This window comes from Pseudoalteromonas sp. SR43-5 (assembly GCF_014163835.1).
GTDB classification, from domain to species: Bacteria; Pseudomonadota; Gammaproteobacteria; order Enterobacterales; family Alteromonadaceae; genus Pseudoalteromonas; species Pseudoalteromonas distincta.
The window spans coordinates 16,816-37,738 of sequence record NZ_JACJEA010000015.1 but is presented as its reverse complement, the minus strand read 5'-3'; the positions used below and the strand labels follow the sequence as shown (position 1 = coordinate 37,738).

Here is a 20,923-nt window from a genome sequence, read left to right as displayed (position 1 = left end):
ACGTTTACTAAGTAATCAAACCGCTCGGTTTAATAACATAGATTTGATTTGCCCAATTGCTTTAGTCGGGTTAAGACCCTTAGGACAAACGCTAACACAGTTCATGATACTGTGGCAACGGAACACACTGAACGCATCGTCTAAATCCGCTAAACGTTCTTCAGTTGCTGTATCTCGGCTATCAGCTAAGAAACGGTAAGCGTGAAGAAGGCCTGCTGGACCAATGAACTTGTCTGGGTTCCACCAGAACGAAGGACACGATGTCGAACAACATGCACACAAAATACACTCATATAGCCCATCTAATTTATCACGTTCTTCAATAGATTGAAGACGCTCGCCTGCTGCAGGCTGATCATTAATTAAATAAGGTTTAACTTTTTCGTACTGAGTGTAGAACTGACTCATGTCAATAACAAGGTCACGAACCACAGGTAAGCCTGGTAACGGACGTACTACAATTTTACCTTTGCCATTTTTTTGTAGCGTAGATAAAGGAGTAATACATGCTAAACCATTTTTACCATTCATGTTAACACCATCAGACCCACACACACCTTCACGGCATGAACGACGAAAAGATAGTGTAGGATCTTGTTCTTTTAAAAGAATAAGTGCATCTAACACCATCATGTCGTGACCTTCCTCTGTTTGCAAGGTGTATTCTTGCATACGAGGAGCGTTGTCAACATCTGGATTATAACGATAAACTGAAAATTGTACTTGTGCCATCGTCTATCTCCTAGTAAACACGTGCTTTAGGTGGGAAAGCTTCACGCGTTTTAGGCGCATAGTTTACATCACGCTTACTCATTTCATCCGTTACAGGATTGAATACTGAGTGACATAACCAGTTTTCGTCATCACGATCTGGGTAGTCAAAGCGAGAATGTGCACCACGGCTTTCTGTACGGAAGTTTGCAGCTACTGCAGTTGAGTAAGCTGTTTCCATTAAGTTATCTAGTTCAAGACATTCGATACGCTGCGTATTGAAGTCTGATGATTTATCATCAAGACGAGCATGTTGCAGACGTTCACGAATTTCTTTAAGTTCTTGAAGACCTGAAGCCATTGAATCGCCTTCACGGAATACCGAGAAGTTAAGCTGCATACATTGCTGTAGGTCTTTTTTGATTTGAACTGGATCTTCACCTTGGCCAGCCGTTGAATTTTCCCAACGGTTGTAACGTGCAAGAGACGCTTCTAAATCTGACTCTGAAGCCGCTTTTGATACTTCAACATCTTTAAGGTATTTACCTAAGAAGTTACCAGCAGCGCGGCCAAATACAACTAAATCTAGTAATGAGTTACCACCTAGGCGGTTTGCACCGTGTACAGATACACATGCAATCTCACCAACAGCAAATAAACCTTCAACTACTTTTTCGTTGCCTTGAGCATCGATTTGTAGTGCTTGTCCATTTACGTTAGTAGGAACACCACCCATCATATAATGACAAGTAGGAATTACTGGAATTGGCTCTTTAGCTGGATCAACGTGAGCGAAAGTTTTAGCTAGGTCACATACGCCAGGAAGACGTAGGTTAAGCGTTTCTTCACCTAAATGGTCAAGTTTCAGCTTGATATGAGGACCCCAAGGACCATCACAACCACGACCTTCACGGATTTCAGTCATCATTGAACGCGCAACAACATCGCGAGACGCTAAGTCTTTTGCATTTGGTGCGTAACGTTCCATGAAGCGCTCGCCATCTTTATTTAAAAGATAACCGCCTTCACCACGACAACCTTCAGTTACTAGAGTACCAGCACCTGCAATACCCGTTGGGTGGAACTGCCACATTTCCATGTCTTGCATAGAAATACCAGCGCGTGTTGCCATACCAACACCGTCACCGGTGTTAATGTGAGCATTTGTTGTTGATGCGAATATACGACCTGCACCACCAGTGGCTAATACAACTGCTTTAGATTTGAAGAAAGTGATTTCACCTGTTTCAATCTCAATTGCTGTACACCCTACTACATCGCCATTGTCGTTTTTAACTAAGTCAAGTGCATACCACTCAGAGAATACATTTGTTTTGTTTTTAACGTTTTGTTGATATAGAAGATGAAGTAAAGCATGACCAGTACGGTCAGCTGCAGCAGCAGTACGTGCGGCTTGTTCACCACCAAAGTTTTTCGATTGACCACCGAAAGGACGTTGGTAAACACGGCCATTTTCAAAACGAGAAAATGGTAGTCCCATGTTTTCTAATTCAGTAATAGCTTCTGGGCCAGTTTGACACATGTATTCAATAGCGTCTTGGTCACCGATAAAATCGGAACCCTTAACGGTATCGTACATATGCCATTCCCAGTTGTCTTCGTGTGAATTACCAAGCGCTACTGTAATACCACCTTGAGCAGATACAGTGTGTGAGCGCGTTGGAAATACTTTAGATATTAATGCACACGTTTTGCCAGATTCTGTAATTGCTAAAGCAGCGCGCATACCAGCACCACCTGCACCAATTACTACGGCGTCAAATTCACGAACAGAATATTTCACTTAAACACCCCATAATACGATTAGACCAATAGCTACGTAAGCAACGGCCATTAGGTTTAAAACAAAACCTAATACAGCACGCAACTTCGAACACTTAACATAGTCTGTAAGAACTTGCCAAAGGCCAATGCGGGTATGAACCATAATGCAAATAAGGGTAATTAAAGTAAACCCTTTCATTGCTAGGTTAGAGAAGAGGCCTGTCCAGGCTTCGAAAGTGACTTCTGGCGTCGCTAAAAAATAGCCGATAATAAAAATCGCGTACGCGCTGATTATTAATGCCGTGGTACGTAAAGATACGAAATCTTGTACACCATCACGTTTTAGAGTTGCTTGATTTAAAACCATATCCACACCCCTGCCAATACGGCAAACACAACACCAAGAGCCATTGATACTTTAGCGCTGAGGTTACCTGATTCAAGTTCTTCCCAATGTCCCATATCCATAATCATATGACGGATGCCACCAATAAGGTGATAACCTAATACAGAAACAGTGCCCCAAGCTATAAATTTGGCAATGAATCCGTTAAACAGACCCTTGACGAATTCAAAACCTTCAGCTGAAGAGAGAGACTCAGACCAAGCCCAAATGACAAACGTTAAAGCAAAAAACAATGCAACACCGGTGACGCGGTGAAAAATTGAAGCTTTAGCCGTTGCCGGCATAGATATAGTTGTTAGATCTAGATTTACAGGTCTTTGCTTTTTCACAGTTACTTGCCCATCTTTGCTCACAGTGGAGCTCATCTACTTGTTTTTCTAAAAACCCACCAAATATTACTGATGGAACTATCAGAATAAACGTATCAAAATAGTTAAAGTTCACAAAACAGTAAATTTTAAGCTGTTAAGAATATGTTTACCCAAATACAATACGGTTTAAAACCACCGTTAGTATATATACCCACAGGACTTTTTACAATTCTTGTTTATTTAGAGATGTTTGCGAATTAGCCAATAGTATTATATTTAATTAATACCGAATATTTATTATACATATATGCATAATGTTTATAAAAATTGACTTTAACCCCCTCTTTCACGTTAAAATGCGAAGATGTGCTTAAAACAGATTTCAGAACTTTAAAATCTAAAAATCAGAATAGATATCTTAATAGGAGATACATAGCGATGGCAGATAAAAAAGCCACAGTCCATATTGATGGACTAGATCCAATCGAACTTCCAATTTATCAAGGCACTGCTGGCCAAGATGTAATCGACGTACGTACGTTAGGTTCACATGGTCACTTTACTTATGACCCAGGTTTCATGTCGACTGGTTCTTGTGAATCTGCAATCACCTATATTGATGGTGGTAAAGGTGTACTACTTCACCGTGGTTACCCAATTGAGCAATTAGCTGAAGATTCTAACTATATTGAGCTTTGCTACTTACTTTTAAATGGTGAGTTACCTTCTAAAGAACAATACGAAGTTTTTAAGAATGAAATCACTACAAGCACTATGCTTGACGAGAAAATTGCTAACTTTTTCCAAGGTTTCCGCTTTGACGCTCACCCAATGGCAATGCTTTGTGGCGTAGTGGGTGCATTATCATCTTTTTATCATGAAGACCTTGATATTACTGATGCAGAACAACGTAAAACAAGTGCAGTTAAGCTAGTTGCTAAGTTACCAACTATTGCTGCAATGGCCTATAAAACAAACATCGGCCAACCGTTTGTATACCCACGTAACGATTTAAGCTACGCAGAAAACTTCTTACACATGATGTTCTCTGTGCCTGCTGAAGAATATAAAGTTAACCCTGTAACTGCTAAAGCTATGGACAAAATCTTTATGCTTCATGCAGATCATGAGCAAAATGCATCGACTTCAACAGTTCGTCTTGCTGGTTCATCAGGTGCTAACCCGTATGCATGTATTGCAGCTGGTATTGCTTCTTTATGGGGACCTGCTCACGGCGGCGCTAACGAAGCATGTTTAAACATGTTAGAAGAGATTGGCTCTGTGGACCGTATTGATGAATACGTTGCTAAAGCTAAAGACAAAGCTGACCCATTCCGCCTTATGGGCTTTGGTCACCGCGTTTACAAAAACTTCGACCCACGTGCTACAGTAATGCGTCAAACGTGTCATGAAGTTTTAGCTGAGCTAAATATCCAAGATCCACTTCTTGATATTGCTATGAAGCTTGAGCAAATTGCCCTTGAAGACCCGTACTTTGTAGAGAAGAAACTATACCCTAACGTAGATTTCTACTCTGGTATTATCTTAAAAGCGATTGGTATTCCAACAAGCATGTTCACTGTAATTTTTGCAATGGCACGTACTGTTGGTTGGATCACTCACTGGGATGAGATGCTATCTCAACCTGGTCATAAGATCAGCCGTCCTCGCCAAATGTATACTGGTTACACTCAACGTGACTACGTATCAACTGACAAGCGTTAATTAGCGCTGGTTAGTTTAAAAGGCCGCATTTTGCGGCCTTTTTTTATTAACAGCACTTGAGAATTATCATAAACCGATTACAATCCCTGCCTTAAAAACACTATGTAGATGAGCTATGCCTACTTTAAAGTTTGATATAAATAAAATTAGAAACGACTTCCCGACATTAAATCAAACAATAAACGGCTGCCCGCTTGTTTATTTAGACTCAGCAGCAACCTCACAAAAGCCTCAATCAGTTATAGATACAATTACTGAGTTTTATACGTCTCAAAATGCAAATGTACACCGTGGACGCCATACACTTAGCGAACAGGCCACTTATTCTTATGAACAAGTTCGGGATAAAGCTGCAAGGTTTTTTAATGTCTTAAGTAAAGAGATTGTATGGACTAAAGGTGCTACAGAAGCCATAAATTTGGTCGCTAACGGCTTAAAAAAGCGTTTAGATGAAAGTCATACCATAATAATATCTCCGCTTGAGCATCACGCAAACATAGTGCCTTGGCAACTAGTAAGCCAACAGACGGGAGCTAAATTAGTCTCTCTGCCGCTTAATAGTAATGGCACGCTAAACACCCAACAATGCTGTGAATTTATAAAAGAAACAAAACCTGCCTTATTAGCTATTACACAAGCATCGAACACACTGGGTAATATCACTGATTTAAAGCCACTAATTGTAGCTGCAAAAGAGGTGAATTCGCTTGTTTTAGTGGACGGAGCCCAAGGTGCACTGCATTTAAAACCCGATTTACGTGAATTAAACTGTGACTTTTATGTTTGCTCAAGCCATAAAATGCTCGGTCCAACAGGCTTAGGTGTACTTTATGGCCAATATGAAGAGCTAAATACGCTAGATATTTACCAATCCGGCGGTGAAATGATCGATAAAGTTTACTTAACTCATAGCACTTATCGCCCTGCGCCTGCAAAATTTGAAACTGGCACACCAAATATTTCTGGAGTTTTAGGCTTTGGTGCCGCATTAGACTATTTAAATGAATTAGATCACGTGCAAATACAGCAATATGAACAAGAATTGTTTAGTTACGCGGCACAAAAATTGGTAAAGGTGGATGGCATTACCATATTCAGCAACCTATCTGACAATATTGGTACACTCTGTTTTAATTTTAAAGATGAACATCCTTATGATTTGGCAACTTTACTTGACGGATATGGGGTTGCAGTCAGAAGTGGACACCATTGTACGCAACCATTAATGACACATTTAGGGCTTAATGGAACGTTAAGAGCGAGTTTTTCTTTTTATAATACCTACAAAGATGTAGATATATTCATTGATTCACTTAAAAAATGTATCGCTTTATTAGATTGAACGCCAGTTTAATAGAATTAATTAGGATAACTCATGACAAATACGTTTAAAAAAGTCACAGAATCTATAAAAAATGCGACCGCTTGGCAGCAAAAATATCGTGAGATAATGCTTTTAGGAAAAACGTTACCGGCTTTAGCTGATGTTTTGAAAACTGATGATGCACTTGTACCAGGCTGTGAAAGCAAAGTATGGATGTTCGTTGAATTTGACTTAACCGAAAATACACTTGTTGTAATAGGTGACTCTGATACTCGTATAGTAAAAGGATTATTAGCCATTATTTTAGCGCTTTACAACGGGCTTACACCAGAACAGGTAGTGAATAAAAATGCGTATGAAGAATTTGAAAAGCTCGGCCTTATAAGCCACTTAAGCGCATCACGTGGTAATGGTATTAAAGCCATGGTTGAAAAAATTCAAACCATGGCACAACACAAGCTTAGTTAACGAAAACTAAGCTTGTGAGCGTTGTTTTTTATCTAGATATTTACGCACCGCTTTTGCAGCAACAAAAAAACCAAAGCTTCCTGTGATCATAGTCACAGAGCCAAAACCATTATTACAGTCCATATTCATTGTGCCATCAGCATTTTGCTTAGCATGACATACGCTGCCATCGCTTCCTGGGTAAACCAATTGCTCTGTTGAGTAAACACAATCAATATTAAACTTACGTTTAGGATTATTACTAAAATTATATTGCTTGCGCAAAATATAGCGCACCTTTGCAAGTAATGGGTCTTGCGTAGTTTTAGCTACATCACCAAAAGTTACTTGGCTAGGATCTGTTTGCCCGCCAGCACCACCAGTTGTAATTATAGGTAGTTTATTACGTTTACAGTGAGCAATTAATGCTGCTTTTTCTTTAACTGCATCAATACAATCAATTACATAATCAAAACCTTGAATATGCTCTTGAATATTATCAAGCGTAATAAAGTCATCTATTACACTAATTTGGCATTCTGGGTTAATAAGCTCGCAGCGCGCTTTCATTGCATCGACTTTAGCTTGACCAATAGTGCCCGTTAACGCATGAATTTGCCTATTTACGTTAGTGGCGCAAATATCATCCAAATCTATAAGTGTTATTTTACCAACACCAGTACGCGCAAGTGCTTCTGCTGTCCAGCTTCCTACACCACCAATACCTACTACACAAAAATGTGCTTCTTGAAGCCAATCAAACTGTTGATGACCATATAAACGTTTAATACCACCAAAACGTATATCTGTAACTTTTTCGCTCATTTACCAATCCAGTTGCCATGGCGATTGCCATGCTTGAAAATCTTGATGTTTAATTAACGCCAAATACTCATCACCACTATCGGGTAATAAAGTTAGCTGTATTTGTTCACCTTGCCATAAAAAGCTTAACGCATATGCATGTAAATAGGTACGATTAGAAGGCGCGCCTGAATACATTGCATCGCCTAAAATAGCTGCGCCCACACTTTTTAGTGCCACTCTTAGTTGATGTGTTTTGCCAGAGTAAGGTTTTAAAATATACCCTCTAAATCCTGGCTTATAACTCAGAGAATAGAATCGGGTGATTGCAGGGTTAAGTGTACTCGTTAGTAACTTAAACGAGCCACGGCGAGACTTAGCCATATCGCCTTTTATCCACCCCTGCTTCTTTTTTGGTTTAGCATCACTAATCGCTAAATAAAATTTAGCAATCGCATGCTCAGTAAACATAACAGTAAAGGCGGCTGCAGCGGCTTTGTTTCTTGCTAAAATAATAAGCCCTGATGTCACTTTATCTAAACGATGAACGGCATAAAGCTTTTGCGATAATTGTTGTTCGGCTAAAACAACAAAGCCGGGTCCCTCTTCAGAATGAAAATTAAGACCCGCTGGCTTTTCTAAAATATAAAAGTCGTTATGTGTATAAACAACTTTTATTATCTTACTTACTTGCTCACTCACACGTTTTTACTTTTAATATGCGCTATCACTTTAGCTAAGTCATCAGGCGTATCTACACCTGCATGAGGGGCTATTTGAGCTTGTTCTATTTTAATTTTATAACCGTGATACAAAACACGTAACTGCTCAAGTGATTCAAGTAATTCTAATGGTGATACACTCAGCTCTATGTATTGTTTAATAAAACCCGCTCTGTACGCATAAATACCTACATGGCGTTGAAATGGTGCTAAATTAAGGGCAGTGCTATCATCCATCATCGTATTTCTATCAAACGGTATACTTGCACGAGAGAAATACAGGGCATTTTTATTTATATCGCTAACCACTTTAACGGCATTAGGATTAAATACTTCATCACGTTCTTCAATAGCAACACTTAACGTTGCCATTGGTGCTGTTGAATCACTTAATAGTGCAGCAACTTGAGATACGTTTTCTGGTGCAAGTAATGGCTCATCGCCTTGTACATTAACCACAATTGTATTGCTATCAAGTTTAAGAAAATCAACCACTTCAGCTAATCGTTCAGTACCCGACTGGTGATCTTCACGCGTCATTACTACATCATTAGTAAACATACTTACTGCATCAAATACTTTTTGATGATCGGTTGCTATAACTACTTTACTAGCACCTGATAAACATGCTTTTTCGTAAACGTGTTGAACCATTGGCTTGCCACAAATATCAGCAAGCGGTTTACCTGGTAGTCGGGTCGATGCAAAACGAGCAGGAATTACAACTACGAATTCCACTTTTCAACCTCTTCTAGAGATAGTTCTCGTGCTTCATTTTCAAGTAATACTGGAATATCATCTTGAACAGGATAAGCAAGCTTAGCTGCTGTGCTAATTAGTTCGTTGTTGTCTCTATCAAAGCGTAATTTTCCCTTGCAAACAGGGCACGCAATTATCTCGAGTAATTTTGTATCAAAGGCCATTGAGTATTCCTTTTTCTTTTAATATTGAATTTAATTTGTTTATTACGCTATCGGTAGGTTGTGCATCTACTGGTAAATAATACCAATTAGGCTTTGCAAAGGACTTACATTTAACGGCATCTTTTTCGGTCATTATAATGCAATCATCACCAAATTGTGCAAAATCATCTACTGTATAAGCATAATGATCTCTAAAATGATGAGTCGATAATAACGTAATATCTTGTGCTTCTAATGAGTTTTCAAACCGTTTAGGGTTCCCAATTGCACTTATTGCATGTGCTTCACTTACGTTACTTTTTGCATAATCGCTTGAATTAACCAAGCGAAGATTACTTACTTGTAATGTGTAGCTATTATTAGCCTCACCACCATTTTCAATTACTATATCGACACTTTGCAAACGTTTAGTTGTTTCACGAAGTGGCCCTGCTGGCATTACAAAGCCATTACCAAAACGACGCTCACTATCAACAATACAACACTCAATGCTACGAGGCATTTTATAATGCTGCATTCCATCATCAGAAATAATAACATCGAGTGTATAATTATTTTCTAATAAATCGATATTGTGTTGTCTATTAGGCCCAACCGCTATTGGGCACTTTAAACGATGGTATAAAAGTACGGGCTCATCTCCAGCCTGCTGAGCATCTACAAGCTCAGTAACTAACAGCGGGTAATTTTCTGATTGCCCACCATATCCTCTACTAATAATTCCCACTGATAAACCTTGCTGTGTTAAATGACCATACAGCCACAAAACAAAAGGCGTTTTACCATTACCGCCAACACTTATATTGCCAACTACAATTACAGGCGTTTTGCACTCAAAAGGTTTAAGTATTTTAGCGCTGTATAAGTATTTTCGAAATGACGATACAACCCAAAACAAAGCACTTAATGGTAATAACAGTAAAGTAATTAGACCAAATGGTTTATACCAGCTTTGTTCTATTTTACTCACGCCTGATCACCAAACTGCATTTTGCAAAGGGCTGAATAAGTACCGTCATTTGCTAATAAGCTATTGTGATCGCCACTTTCAATTACACGACCGTTATCAATAACATAGATTCGGTCACTGTTTTCGATAGTAGATAAGCGATGCGCAATAACAATTGAGGTTTTATCTTTCATTAGCGTTTCTAATGCTTGCTGAATAAGCTTTTCTGATTCGGTATCAAGTGCTGATGTAGCCTCGTCTAAAATCAAAATAGGTGCGTCTTTTAATATTGCACGTGCTATCGCTATACGCTGGCGTTGACCGCCGGAGAGCATTACACCATTTTCACCTACCATGGTGTTTAATTGCTCTGGCAGGTCTTTAACAAACTCCCAAACATGCGCTTGTTTAGCAACTTGCTCTAATTCTTCCTCAGACACATCATGCTTTATGCCATAACAAATATTGTTAGCAATCGTATCGTTAAATAACACGACTTGTTGAGACACTAAAGCAAATTGGCGACGTAGATCTGTTAATTTATAATCCTGCAGAGCTATACCATCAAGTAATATTTCACTCGGTAACTCTAAGTCATAGTAGCGTGGTAATAAATTAGAAATTGTTGATTTACCAGAGCCTGAGCGCCCTACTAAGGCAATACTTTCACCCGCTTTAATCGTTAGCGACAAGTCGTTTAATACGGCTTCATCTTTTGTTGGGTACTTAAAGGTTACATTTTTAACTTCAATTAACCCTTTAACTTTATCGACTGAAACGGTGCCAGTATCTTTTTCCATTTCTTCATCTAAAACTAAAAAAATACTTTGCGCGGCAGAGATACCACGCTGCATATCACTATTAACATTGGCGAGTTGTTTTAGCGGTCGCAATAACATCATCATTGAGGCAATTAATGCCATGAAGTCACCTGAGGTAATCGTATCAATCATTGATGGAAGAGATACAGCCCATAAAATAACAGCCATGGCACTGGCAGCTAATATTTGAATAATTGATACACTTAAAGCTTTTGTCGCATCCATTTTAATGCGCTGCTGGCGGTTATGATTATTAATTCTCGAGAAGTGATTGATCTCTTGATCTTGTCCGCCAAATCCATGAATAACTTTATGTCCGCTAAGCATTTGTTCAGAGCTACGTGTAACCTGCCCCATAGCTGATTGGATACTTTTAGAAATATGGCGAAAACGTTTCGATACAACCGCTACAATAATGGCAACGAGAGGGATGATGACTAAAAATATAAGTGAGAGCTTCCAACTGGTATAAAACATTACACCAAGTAAAAAGACAACAAAGGCCCCTTCACGTACAACAATAAGTAACGCTTTAGTAATTGCTTGTTGAACTTGCTCTGTGTCAAAAGTGATTTTTGAAATTAAATCGCCTGTTGAGTTTTTGTCATGAAAAGAAACGGGTAAATGCAATATGTGCTCAAATAACTCTTGGCGTAAAGAGCGTACAACTTGAGAGCCCACATAACTTAAACAGTACGAAGACATAAAGTTAAAAACACCACGCCCTAGTACTAACGCGATAACGACAAAAGGAGCGTACTTTAAAACTTCTGTATTTCGCTGGTTTAAACCTTGATCAATAAACGGCTTCATTAATTGAATGAATAAAGCATCCATTGCTGAATAGCCTATCATCCCAACAATTGCGATAAAAGCAACGCTTTTGTATGCGCCAACATACGAGACAAGACGTTTATAAATTTGTGCAGTACTTTGATCCATAACACTCTCTAAATACAGTAACTCCCTGTATTGTATCCTTCGATGAGATAAAACTAAACGTCAATCTTTGATAAACCAATAACTTTCCTGCCCTCTTGCTGTTTCTATGGCCAAATTGTTTGAGTAGAATTTAATACTAATTTGTCCTTCAACGCCTGTTGTAAATTGCTCGGCGCTTATTGCTTTGTAACGCTCGACAACAACGGGCTTGGGAAATTCCCACTGTCCTTTATAAGCACTTGAATGAATCACAACTTTAGGGGCTACATCACTAATAAAATTAACACTTGAGGATGTATCACTGCCATGATGAGGGCTTAACATGACTGTACTTTTCAACGGTATATTATTCGCTAATAAAGAGGCTTCACGGGATTTTGATATATCACCTGTAAATAACACACTATGAGTATTACTCGATACTCTAACAACGCATGAATCGTCGTTTTCATTCCCATACCCTCTAGTGCTAAAGCTTTCTACTCTTAAACCGACAAAATCAACACTTTGGACTTCACACACATTAAGTGTATTTTCAGGGTGAAATTGCTTTAATGTTTCCCCAAATCCAGCTTCAATAAAATGCTGTATTCCTCCAGCGTGATCGCTGTCTTCATGACTTAGAATCGCTGTTTTTACTGTGAAATTATTTGCTTTTATATAAGGCAATAAGATACTTCGCGTACGGCTAAAACGATTAAAATAACTTGGACCAAAATCATAGATAAGCACTTGGTTATCTTTTTCAATTAATGCCATGAGACCATGCCCAACATCAAACACATGAAGTTGCCAGTTAGGCTTTTCTTTTAGAAGATTATTCAATAAAAGTACTGTTAAAGGAATGAAACAGAGCAATTTATAGGGGAGGAAGTAAATCATCAACATAGTAATATAGGTAAAAATGACGAATATTAACTCGATTCTTCCTGTTGTCAGCCATCTTAACGACTCGGGTATTTCATAAAGTAATTTAAATAACGCATATAACCCTGTATCAAACAAATGTATTAAATTACCTATATCTATAAAAGTACTCAGTAATGTAAAAACAATCAAAAATGGTAAAATAATGATGGAAAGAAACGGTATCGCAATTAAGTTAATCACTAGTCCCGCAATACTTACGCCATTAAAAAAATAAAGTGAAAGTGGTAATAAACCGATAAACAATGCTACTTGAATAACAAATAACGCAATAATTTTGTTTTTTATTCGTGTATTTAATATTGGTAATTTATTAATAACAGTAAAAATTATAGCGACCGCTAAAAATGAAAAATACAGACCTGGATTAAGTAAATTAAATGGATTAACAGCAAGCACTATAACCAAGGCAAATAAAATACTACGCCAACGCAGCGGCTGTTTAGCAAGAAAATAAAGTAACAAATAACAACCCAGCATAATTAGCGCTCGCGTTGCTGATACTAAAAAGTCACTTAAATATACGTAAACTAATGCAGCTATAAAACCGAACGAACTGTAGTAAAGTGTAAGGTTAAATGATTGACCAATTGAAAAGTTTATTTTCGTACAGATAAATCGAATGAATAAATAACCAAAGCTAAAAATCAAACCAATATGTAAACCCGATATAGCCAGTAAATGACTTAACCCAAGTGATTGCATTAATTGTTTATCTGTATAGCTCATTAACGATTTATCACCACTGAGTAATGCATAATAGAGCCACTGCAATCTTGTATTTGTATAGGTATTTTTAATGAAGTTTTGATAATCTAGTACGATGCTTTGTTTATCGCTGTGTATTATATTAAGCTCTTTATTGAGAACTTTGCCTTTAAATAATATTCTATTTATAAATGCATAACGTTCATTATCAAACACATTAAAATTTTTATTACTGCGAAAATATTTTAAATGGATTAATGCAGAGAATTCATCCCCGACTGTAAAGGGCTGTGCAGAATTAACACTGAGCATTGCTTTGGGTGCTCTAAAACTCGAAAAACTACTCCCATCTAATGCCACTATTTTGGCTTTGATATACTGAGGTTTTTTATCAGAAATAACCTCTTCAACAACTAATGTAGAATCAAGTGCATACTTTTCGTTCGATTTTGGTATTTCAAAACTATAAAAAAGGTAGAAATGCATACCAACAAAGCAAATTGCACAAATAAAGCCTAACAATACGTTTAAAAACGGCTTAAAATAAGCGCTCACTATTACAATGAAAATTGTGAAGACTGTAAATTCGAGAGTTTGATAATAAAACACGGTTGCTACACAGCCAATTACAAACCCAAGACTTATCCACACTGATGTAAATGGTTGCTTTAAATGGCTAAAAAAACGATCCAAAGATTTTTACCTGATCCAAATAAAATTAGACATCATAAATCACTAAAAATATTTGGACGACTTTTGCAAGACGCAAATCTTTGGCATTTAAATAGACGTTCAGCTCGAGGGGCCTTCGCGGTCGGGTTATTTTTTGCTTTCATCCCTGTTCCTTTTCAAATGGTTTTAGCCGCAGCAGGTGCTATATTATTTAGGGTTAATTTACCCATATCAGTTGCTTTAGTATGGCTTACGAATCCATTAACCATGCCACCTATCTTTTATGGCTCATACTTAGTGGGTACGTTAATACTTAATCAGCCAGAACAACACTTTGTATTTGAAGCAAGTTGGTCTTGGTTTTTAGAAAGTATAGAAACAATTGGTCCTGCATTTTTATTAGGTTCATTAGTATGTGCTTCTATTGCATCAATTATAGGATATTTTGGTATCGATATTATTTGGCGCCGCTCTGTGAAAAAAGCATGGTTATCACGAAATAATTAGTGGCGTTAAAGCTAAATAATCGCTGCAATCCTAATCTAATAAAATATTATAGACGAAAAAAAACCAACTTTATCAAGTTGGTTTTTTTATAATCAATAAACTTTAAAAGCGAAATACACGCCTTAAGCCAACCAGTGGTAATAACAATAATGTATACCAAGGGAAGCTAGCAGAGTTACGCTCATAAACTTCAGCTTCTACTGGAGCACAGCTTTCTACTTCACCATTTGCAATGGGCGTTAGTTTAACTGCTATTGCAATACTCTCATATTCAATTTCACCATTAATATCAGTTACTACACCGCCTAATGAATCTAGCTTTTCAACTGTTTTAGTCGCAGTACCAAATATTTCATTATTTTCGTTGATAGCAGTCGCTTCAACCATAGTATAAGCGTAATCAGTTTCACCGTCGGTGTCATAACAAGGCAGTAAATCGTTTAGATTAGTGATTTTGTCTTCACCAATTTTGTAAATAAAGGCCTCTTTGAGTCGCGAGCTATCAGAAACACCCACTTCCCCTTCACCTACAATATAACCTTGGTTGTTTATATCGTTACCGTAAGAACTTGAGCTTGAAAAGTAATCAGTAGGGAAAACCGTACTACCCGTTGCTATATCATGGTAAAAGAATTTATTACGAAGAGTACCTTCAATACGTTTAGTTGCATAACCTGTAATTACATCGTTATCATTAATAGCAATTGATTTACCAGACTGCCAGTCATCTTCTTGATTAATAAAATCAACAACCGCACCGTCTTTAAAATAAACTGGCATTGTAAGAATTGTATCGTCATTTTTGTAATAACGTGTATTCGATGAACCTACAATTGTCCCGTTGCTGTTCACTGCTAAAGCAGTACTTGTAAATGCATCATCTTCCGCTTCACCTTCATCAGGTGTCAGTGCCATACCAAGCTCTTCAACAGACGTGATATTAAGTGATTCATCAAGTTCCCATTTAACAGCGCGCTTATTAAATAAGCCTCGTGTAATATTTGAATTTAACAAGTTGATACATACTGACGTAGGTTCGTCTTCATTATCACAGTTATCATCAATATTATCTTGTCTGTCATCTGGAATGCTTGTAGACATATTACCTACAACGGTATAACCACTGTTAGTTTTAACAATATCGTTAGCGCGGCTTGTGCCACCGTATTCATTAAACTCAGGCTCTAACTCAACACTTACACTGCCATCAGCGCTTATTACAATTCCACGTTCTATAAATTCATGAGTAAACCACGTTTCTGCATCATCTTCGCCATCAGGTGTAAAAGATACTTTATCGTATGGGGCGCTACCCCAACCGACTGTAACGCCATCTTCACTTACTGCATTTAAAAGATTGACAGTAGAACGAGTTAATCCATCATAATCAACAGAAGCTATATCAAAAATCGGTTGTTCAGTAATCTCTGATTCGTTAAATTTAATCCCAACTAAAGAGCTCATTTTTTGATATTCAAAGTTAGACGGAATTCCTAAATTCGAATTTGCCAAAAAACTAACCATAAAAGCATGAGCATCAGGATTAGTGCTTACGGCATCATTATTTTCAATGTCATCAAGTGTGAAAGTAATTTCTTTATCACTTAATTCATATGCTGCTTCTGTGCTGTCGTAAGCACTTTCAATAACATTTTCAGTAAAATCTATATAGCTGGTATCAATAGGTAAATTGTATAAACCATTTGCGAAACCAATAATATGCCCGCTTTCGCTTACATCTGTTACATAAGAATATTTAGCGTCTTCAAGAGTCCCTAATTCACTTAACTGGTACGTCGCACTTGTTGCTGAAGTGCTTAATGTCGCTAAAATACTGGCAGCGAGTAATTTATATTTCATTTTAGTCCTTACTACTGATTCTGTAATTCTTCAAGTTCTTCCCAGCGCTCAAGGGCAGCTTCAAGGTCAGACTCAAGTTGTGCTAAATGGTTCAATGCTTTAGTTGTTACATCACTCTCTTGTTTAAAAAAGTTTGCGTCACTCACTACAGCTTGTTGAGCTTCAATTTCAGCTTCTAGTTTTTCCATTTTATTCGGTAGTTGCTCTAATTCAAGTTTTAATTTGTAAGAGAGTTTATTTGTCTTAGCTGCTGGTTTTGCAGCTGGAGCGGCTACTTTTTCAACTTTTTTTACTGGTTGTTGCTGAATTTTTTTTTCTTGTTCAGCTAAGTAACCTACATAAGCTTCATAGTCGCTATAACCACCGACGATATCTGTTACTTTACCATTGCCTTCGAATGCCCATACACTAGAACATGTATTATCAATAAATTCTCGGTCATGGCTTACAATCAGCACTGTACCTTGATATTGATTAATAATGTCCTCTAATAACTCTAACGTTTCAATGTCCAAGTCATTCGTTGGCTCATCGAGAACAAGTATATTAGATGGTTTTAAAAACAGTTTAGCTAATAGCAGTCTATTTTTTTCACCACCAGAGAGTGCTTTAACCGGGGTTCGAGCGCGTGCTGGAGGGAACAAAAAGTCTTGCAGGTAACCTAAAACATGGCGTGAACGACCGCCCATCATCACTTCTTGTTTACCTTCGGCAACGTTATCTTGAACAGTTGCTTCTTCGTCAAGTTTTTCACGGTATTGGTCAAAGTAAGCAAACTCTAAATTAACACCTTGCTTAGTAATACCACTATCAGGTTCTAAATCACCAAACATTAGTTTTAATAGTGTTGTTTTACCAATACCATTTGGGCCTACTAAGCCAATTCTGTCGCCACGCATTACAAGTGTCGAAAAATCATCAGCAATAACTTTGTCTTTAAATGCATGGCAAAGGTTCTTAGCTTCAAATACCAACTTACCTGAGCGATCAGCTGTTTCAATATTAAAGTCAGTTTTTCCAACTTGATCAACACGTTGCTTGCGCTCATTACGTAGCTGTTTTAGCTCTCGAACACGCCCTTCGTTACGCGTTCTTCGCGCTTTAACACCTTGGCGAATCCACGTTTCTTCTTCAGCTAAACGCTTATCAAACAATGCATTTTGCGCTTCTTCTACTTTTAAATCATGCGCTTTTTGCTCTAGATAAGTCGCGTAATCACCTGGGTACGAAATAAGTTTACCGCGATCTAAATCTAAAATACGCGTAGCGACAGCGCGAATAAACGCACGGTCATGCGATATAAATACAATGCCGCCTTTAAATTCTTTTAAAAACTGTTCAAGCCACATTACACTTGCCATATCTAAATGGTTTGTTGGCTCATCTAGTAATAATAAGTCAGGCTCACTTACAAGTGCACGCGCAAGTGCTACTTTACGTAACCAGCCACCAGAAAGAGACTCAAGCTTAGCCTCTGGTGTTAATTCTAATTGTGTCAAAACTAATTGAATTCGGCTATCAAAACGCCAACCATCAGCGGCTTCAAGTTGGTTTGATAAACGTTCAAGTTTATTTAATAACTTATCAGTACATTGTGTTTGCAGTTCGTTGCTAACATGATGAAAATCAATGAGTAGGTTAGCGATTTCTGGCATACCCTGTGCAACGTAATCAAATACAGTTCCGCTTGCACCTTTTGGTGGATCTTGCTCTAAACGAGAAATTCGAATACCACCAAGCTGATTTATTTCACCATCATCTAAAACAACTTGTCCATCGAGTACTTTTAATAACGTTGACTTACCCGCGCCATTTCGACCAACTACACACACTCTTTCGCCACTTTCTATAACAGCGTCTGCTTTGTTAAGCAAAGCATGTGTACCAAAAGCAAGTTGTGCTTTTAAAATTCTTATTAAATCCATAGTTCTTATTTGCTCTTATTCTGCTTGTGCTAAAAATTCGCGCACAGAGTGTAAAGTAAAAGGCCAATATAATTTCTCGCCTTTTTCACTTTTTAATACAGGAATAGTAATTTGATACTCAGCAATAAGCTGCTCATCAGTCATAATATCGATTAGTAATAACTCACTGTTGTCATTTAGTACATCAGTGATAAGTTGCTCAGCCTGTTCGCACAAGTGGCAGCCATCAGTATGATATAAAATCCATTTAGCCATGCGTAATTAGCCAGCTATTATGGATTTTTTTATTACGTTTGAAGTCTGGTGATAGCGTTTTATCTGAGATATTAACGGCTTTTAAACCTAAACCAATCAGGCCAACTTCATCCATTACAAAACCACGTTTGTTATTAGAGAAAATCAAAGTACCTGATGGACTTAAGATCTTTTTAACCCACGTTAATAATTTAATGTGATCACTTTGCACATCAAACGCGTCTTTCATACGTTTTGAGTTTGAGAACGTTGGAGGGTCTAAAAATATCAAATCATATTGTGCTGTCGCATGCTCTAACCATTTTAAACAATCTGCTTGTTCAAAACGGTAACGTGTATTACTGATATTGTTTAAATCGAAGTTATCTTGGCCCCATTTTAAATAGGTTTTAGATAAATCAACTGTTGTAATTGCTTTAGCGCCACCAAGTGCAGCATGCACAGAGGCAGTACCTGTGTATGCAAACAAGTTTAAAAAGCGCTTATCTTTCGCATTTTCTTGAATATAACGACGCATTAAACGGTGATCTAAAAACAAACCTGTGTCTAAGTAGTCAAATAAATTAACTTTAAACTTAGCACCAAACTCTTCAACTACCATAGTTCGGTTTTGTTTAGACATGGCCGTATACTGCTCTTCGCCCTTTTGCTTTTTACGCACTTTTACAGCAATATTTTCAGGTGAGATATCAAGTTGTTGCGAAGTCAATGTTATTACGTCTTGCAGGCGTTTTTCTGATGTTTTTTCATCAATTTCTTTAGGCGCTGCATATTCAAAAATAACCGCAGAATCACCGTAGATATCTACAGCAACATTGTACTCAGGGATATCCGCTTCATAAACACGATAAGCGTCTACTTTATTTTGTTTAAGCCAGTTTTTTAAGCCTTGCTTATTCTTTTTCAATCTATTTGCGAATGACGTAGAGCCCTCAAAATTAAGCGCTTTTTTATCATCGGTAGTCAAACTTACTTGCTTATCATCTAATTGATATAAGTTAAGTTCAACATCAAGTGGGCCATTTTTAAACTTATAACGCTTAAGGCGCACAAGTTTTAAAAGTTTAAATAAGCTCTCGTCCATACCTAGTAAGGCAAGTTTCCAATGATTAAAGTGCTTTTTAAAGCCAACACCTAAATTACGGTGTAAATCAACAAGCTCAGCCATAGAACCAATACGTTCACCATAAGGTAAGTTTGAAATTACAACACCCGGTAATTTTGCAACAGCAGTAAGTTTAGTTGCATCGCTTTGCTTAAACTTAATAACATCATCAAGCTCAGCACGTTTGGCATTATCAATCGCTTTATTTAAAACTTGTTCATCGTAATCGTGGCCAATTAACCACAATTTAGGATCGGTAATGTTAGCAAGTAACTCTTCTTTAAGTTCTTTAAACTTAGCGGCTCTAAAACTGGGTAAACGCTCAAAAGCAAAGCCTTCACGAAATAATCCCGGTGCTTCGTTTCGTGCCATCCCAGCCGCTTCGATTAAAATAGTACCCGCACCACAACATGGATCGAATAAAGGTTGTTTTACATTATCAAGCCAACCACTTCGTTTAATTAATGCAGCAGCTAAATGTTCTTTAATTGGTGCTTTACCTTGACCTTGACGGTAACCACGTTCAGATAAACGAGGGCCCGAATAATCAATATACATAGAAACGCCGTAACGATTTAATCGTGCAACAACACGCACATTTGCATCTTGCTTATCAACGTTAGGACGCTGCTCGTATAAATCATTAAAGTAGTCAACAATCGCATCTTTTATTACAAGACCCGAAAATTGTGTGTTTTTTAATGAGTCATTGGTACCGTTGAAGTCGACAGCGAATGTTTGAGTTGGTCCAAACCACTCTTGCCAAGGTTGCGAGCGAGCAAAATTATACAGGCTATTCTTGTCATCTACGCCTTCTTTTTCTTCAATAAGCATAAGCACACGCGTTGCAAAACGACTTGATAAACAAACCTTTTGCGCCAGTAATGAGTCAGCCTCAAAACGAACAGAACCAACAGTTTGCTTAGACACAGTTGCGCCAAGTTCTGTTAGTTCATCAACCAATAAATTTTCGATTCCGATAGAAGTAAGTGCGATAAATTGCAAAGTAATAACCCTTAATAGCTAATTGCGCAGGATTATAACATAGGTTGGGCGACAAACACGCCATAAAGACACGCTTAAGACTTAAATTT

19 protein-coding genes are annotated in these 20,923 nt (G+C 37.7%); 4 read left to right on the top strand and 15 right to left on the bottom strand.

Annotated elements, in window-relative coordinates; all coding sequences use genetic code 11:
* Nucleotides 1-15 precede the first annotated feature (15 nt).
* The 4 genes from H5090_RS10510 to sdhC are packed head-to-tail and all read right to left on the bottom strand — an operon-like array spanning nucleotide 16 to nucleotide 3,231.
* A complete protein-coding gene (locus H5090_RS10510) occupies nucleotides 16-732 on the bottom strand; it encodes a succinate dehydrogenase iron-sulfur subunit (protein ID WP_002961804.1) in 717 nt (238 codons plus the stop codon).
* 10 nt (nucleotides 733-742) lie between these two features.
* Nucleotides 743-2,515 (bottom strand): succinate dehydrogenase flavoprotein subunit, encoded by a 1,773-nt coding sequence (gene sdhA / locus H5090_RS10505; RefSeq protein WP_002961801.1) that lies wholly within the window; start codon nucleotides 2,513-2,515, stop codon nucleotides 743-745.
* Complete coding sequence (gene sdhD / locus H5090_RS10500) at nucleotides 2,516-2,863, bottom strand: succinate dehydrogenase, hydrophobic membrane anchor protein (protein WP_002961798.1); 348 nt, start codon at nucleotides 2,861-2,863, stop codon at nucleotides 2,516-2,518. It abuts the gene before it with no gap.
* Entirely contained in the window at nucleotides 2,854-3,231 is a 378-nt protein-coding gene (gene sdhC / locus H5090_RS10495; protein ID WP_122975019.1) for a succinate dehydrogenase, cytochrome b556 subunit, read from the bottom strand. Before sdhC ends, sdhD begins: the two co-directional genes overlap by 10 nt.
* A 420-nt stretch (nucleotides 3,232-3,651) precedes the next feature.
* Here sdhC and H5090_RS10490 point away from each other — a divergent pair, with 420 nt between their 5' ends.
* The 3 genes from H5090_RS10490 (at nucleotide 3,652) to H5090_RS10480 (ending at nucleotide 6,730) form a co-directional block, all read left to right on the top strand.
* Complete coding sequence (locus tag H5090_RS10490; RefSeq protein WP_002961796.1) at nucleotides 3,652-4,938, top strand: citrate synthase; 1,287 nt, start codon at nucleotides 3,652-3,654, stop codon at nucleotides 4,936-4,938.
* Nucleotides 4,939-5,053: 115 nt separating this feature from the next.
* Nucleotides 5,054-6,280 (top strand): SufS family cysteine desulfurase, encoded by a 1,227-nt coding sequence (locus H5090_RS10485; RefSeq protein WP_182695659.1) that lies wholly within the window; start codon nucleotides 5,054-5,056, stop codon nucleotides 6,278-6,280.
* 33 nt (nucleotides 6,281-6,313) lie between these two features.
* On the top strand, nucleotides 6,314-6,730 hold the full coding sequence (locus H5090_RS10480) for a SufE family protein (RefSeq protein WP_182671593.1): 417 nt from the start codon (nucleotides 6,314-6,316) through the stop codon (nucleotides 6,728-6,730).
* A gap of 6 nt (nucleotides 6,731-6,736) precedes the next feature.
* On the opposite strand, the gene tcdA is transcribed toward H5090_RS10480, so the two are convergent.
* From tcdA to H5090_RS10445, 7 genes are read right to left on the bottom strand one after another with little or no spacing between them, the layout of a single operon-like run.
* Nucleotides 6,737-7,534, bottom strand: coding sequence for a tRNA cyclic N6-threonylcarbamoyladenosine(37) synthase TcdA (tcdA, locus tag H5090_RS10475; protein ID WP_182695658.1), 798 nt, complete (start codon nucleotides 7,532-7,534; stop codon nucleotides 6,737-6,739).
* Entirely contained in the window at nucleotides 7,535-8,215 is a 681-nt protein-coding gene (locus H5090_RS10470) for a TIGR01621 family pseudouridine synthase (RefSeq protein ID WP_182695657.1), read from the bottom strand. It abuts the gene before it with no gap.
* Nucleotides 8,212-8,973: a 3-deoxy-manno-octulosonate cytidylyltransferase gene (kdsB, locus tag H5090_RS10465; protein ID WP_165743201.1), complete on the bottom strand. Its 762-nt coding sequence runs from the start codon at nucleotides 8,971-8,973 to the stop codon at nucleotides 8,212-8,214. The genes H5090_RS10470 and kdsB overlap by 4 nt, the downstream gene beginning before the upstream one ends.
* A complete protein-coding gene (locus H5090_RS10460; protein ID WP_182681254.1) occupies nucleotides 8,961-9,158 on the bottom strand; it encodes a Trm112 family protein in 198 nt (65 codons plus the stop codon). The genes kdsB and H5090_RS10460 overlap by 13 nt, the downstream gene beginning before the upstream one ends.
* A complete protein-coding gene (gene lpxK, locus H5090_RS10455) occupies nucleotides 9,148-10,128 on the bottom strand; it encodes a tetraacyldisaccharide 4'-kinase (RefSeq protein ID WP_165743199.1) in 981 nt (326 codons plus the stop codon). Before lpxK ends, H5090_RS10460 begins: the two co-directional genes overlap by 11 nt.
* Nucleotides 10,125-11,870, bottom strand: coding sequence for a lipid A export permease/ATP-binding protein MsbA (gene msbA, locus H5090_RS10450; protein WP_182695656.1), 1,746 nt, complete (start codon nucleotides 11,868-11,870; stop codon nucleotides 10,125-10,127). Before msbA ends, lpxK begins: the two co-directional genes overlap by 4 nt.
* A gap of 60 nt (nucleotides 11,871-11,930) precedes the next feature.
* Nucleotides 11,931-14,198 (bottom strand): DNA internalization-related competence protein ComEC/Rec2, encoded by a 2,268-nt coding sequence (locus tag H5090_RS10445; protein WP_182695655.1) that lies wholly within the window; start codon nucleotides 14,196-14,198, stop codon nucleotides 11,931-11,933.
* Between H5090_RS10445 and H5090_RS10440 the strand changes: the two genes are divergently transcribed.
* Nucleotides 14,178-14,684: a DUF2062 domain-containing protein gene (locus H5090_RS10440; protein WP_024595571.1), complete on the top strand. Its 507-nt coding sequence runs from the start codon at nucleotides 14,178-14,180 to the stop codon at nucleotides 14,682-14,684. The genes H5090_RS10445 and H5090_RS10440 overlap by 21 nt on opposite strands.
* A 102-nt stretch (nucleotides 14,685-14,786) precedes the next feature.
* Here H5090_RS10440 and H5090_RS10435 read toward each other — a convergent pair whose 3' ends face one another.
* Genes H5090_RS10435 through rlmKL form a run of 4 tightly spaced genes read right to left on the bottom strand, consistent with a single transcriptional unit; the run spans nucleotide 14,787 to nucleotide 20,834 of the window.
* Complete coding sequence (locus H5090_RS10435; RefSeq protein WP_182695654.1) at nucleotides 14,787-16,544, bottom strand: DUF3466 family protein; 1,758 nt, start codon at nucleotides 16,542-16,544, stop codon at nucleotides 14,787-14,789.
* Between the two features lie 11 nt (nucleotides 16,545-16,555).
* Nucleotides 16,556-18,469, bottom strand: a complete 1,914-nt coding sequence (locus tag H5090_RS10430; RefSeq protein WP_002961781.1) for an ABC transporter ATP-binding protein — start codon at nucleotides 18,467-18,469, stop codon at nucleotides 16,556-16,558.
* 15 nt (nucleotides 18,470-18,484) lie between these two features.
* Nucleotides 18,485-18,724 carry a glutaredoxin family protein gene (locus H5090_RS10425; protein ID WP_002961779.1) on the bottom strand — a complete coding sequence of 80 codons (240 nt, stop codon included), beginning with the start codon at nucleotides 18,722-18,724 and terminating at the stop codon, nucleotides 18,485-18,487.
* The gene (gene rlmKL / locus H5090_RS10420; protein ID WP_138489126.1) at nucleotides 18,717-20,834 is read right to left on the bottom strand and encodes a bifunctional 23S rRNA (guanine(2069)-N(7))-methyltransferase RlmK/23S rRNA (guanine(2445)-N(2))-methyltransferase RlmL; all 2,118 of its coding nucleotides are present in this window, start codon (nucleotides 20,832-20,834) and stop codon (nucleotides 18,717-18,719) included. The genes H5090_RS10425 and rlmKL overlap by 8 nt, the downstream gene beginning before the upstream one ends.
* Nucleotides 20,835-20,923 lie beyond the last annotated feature (89 nt).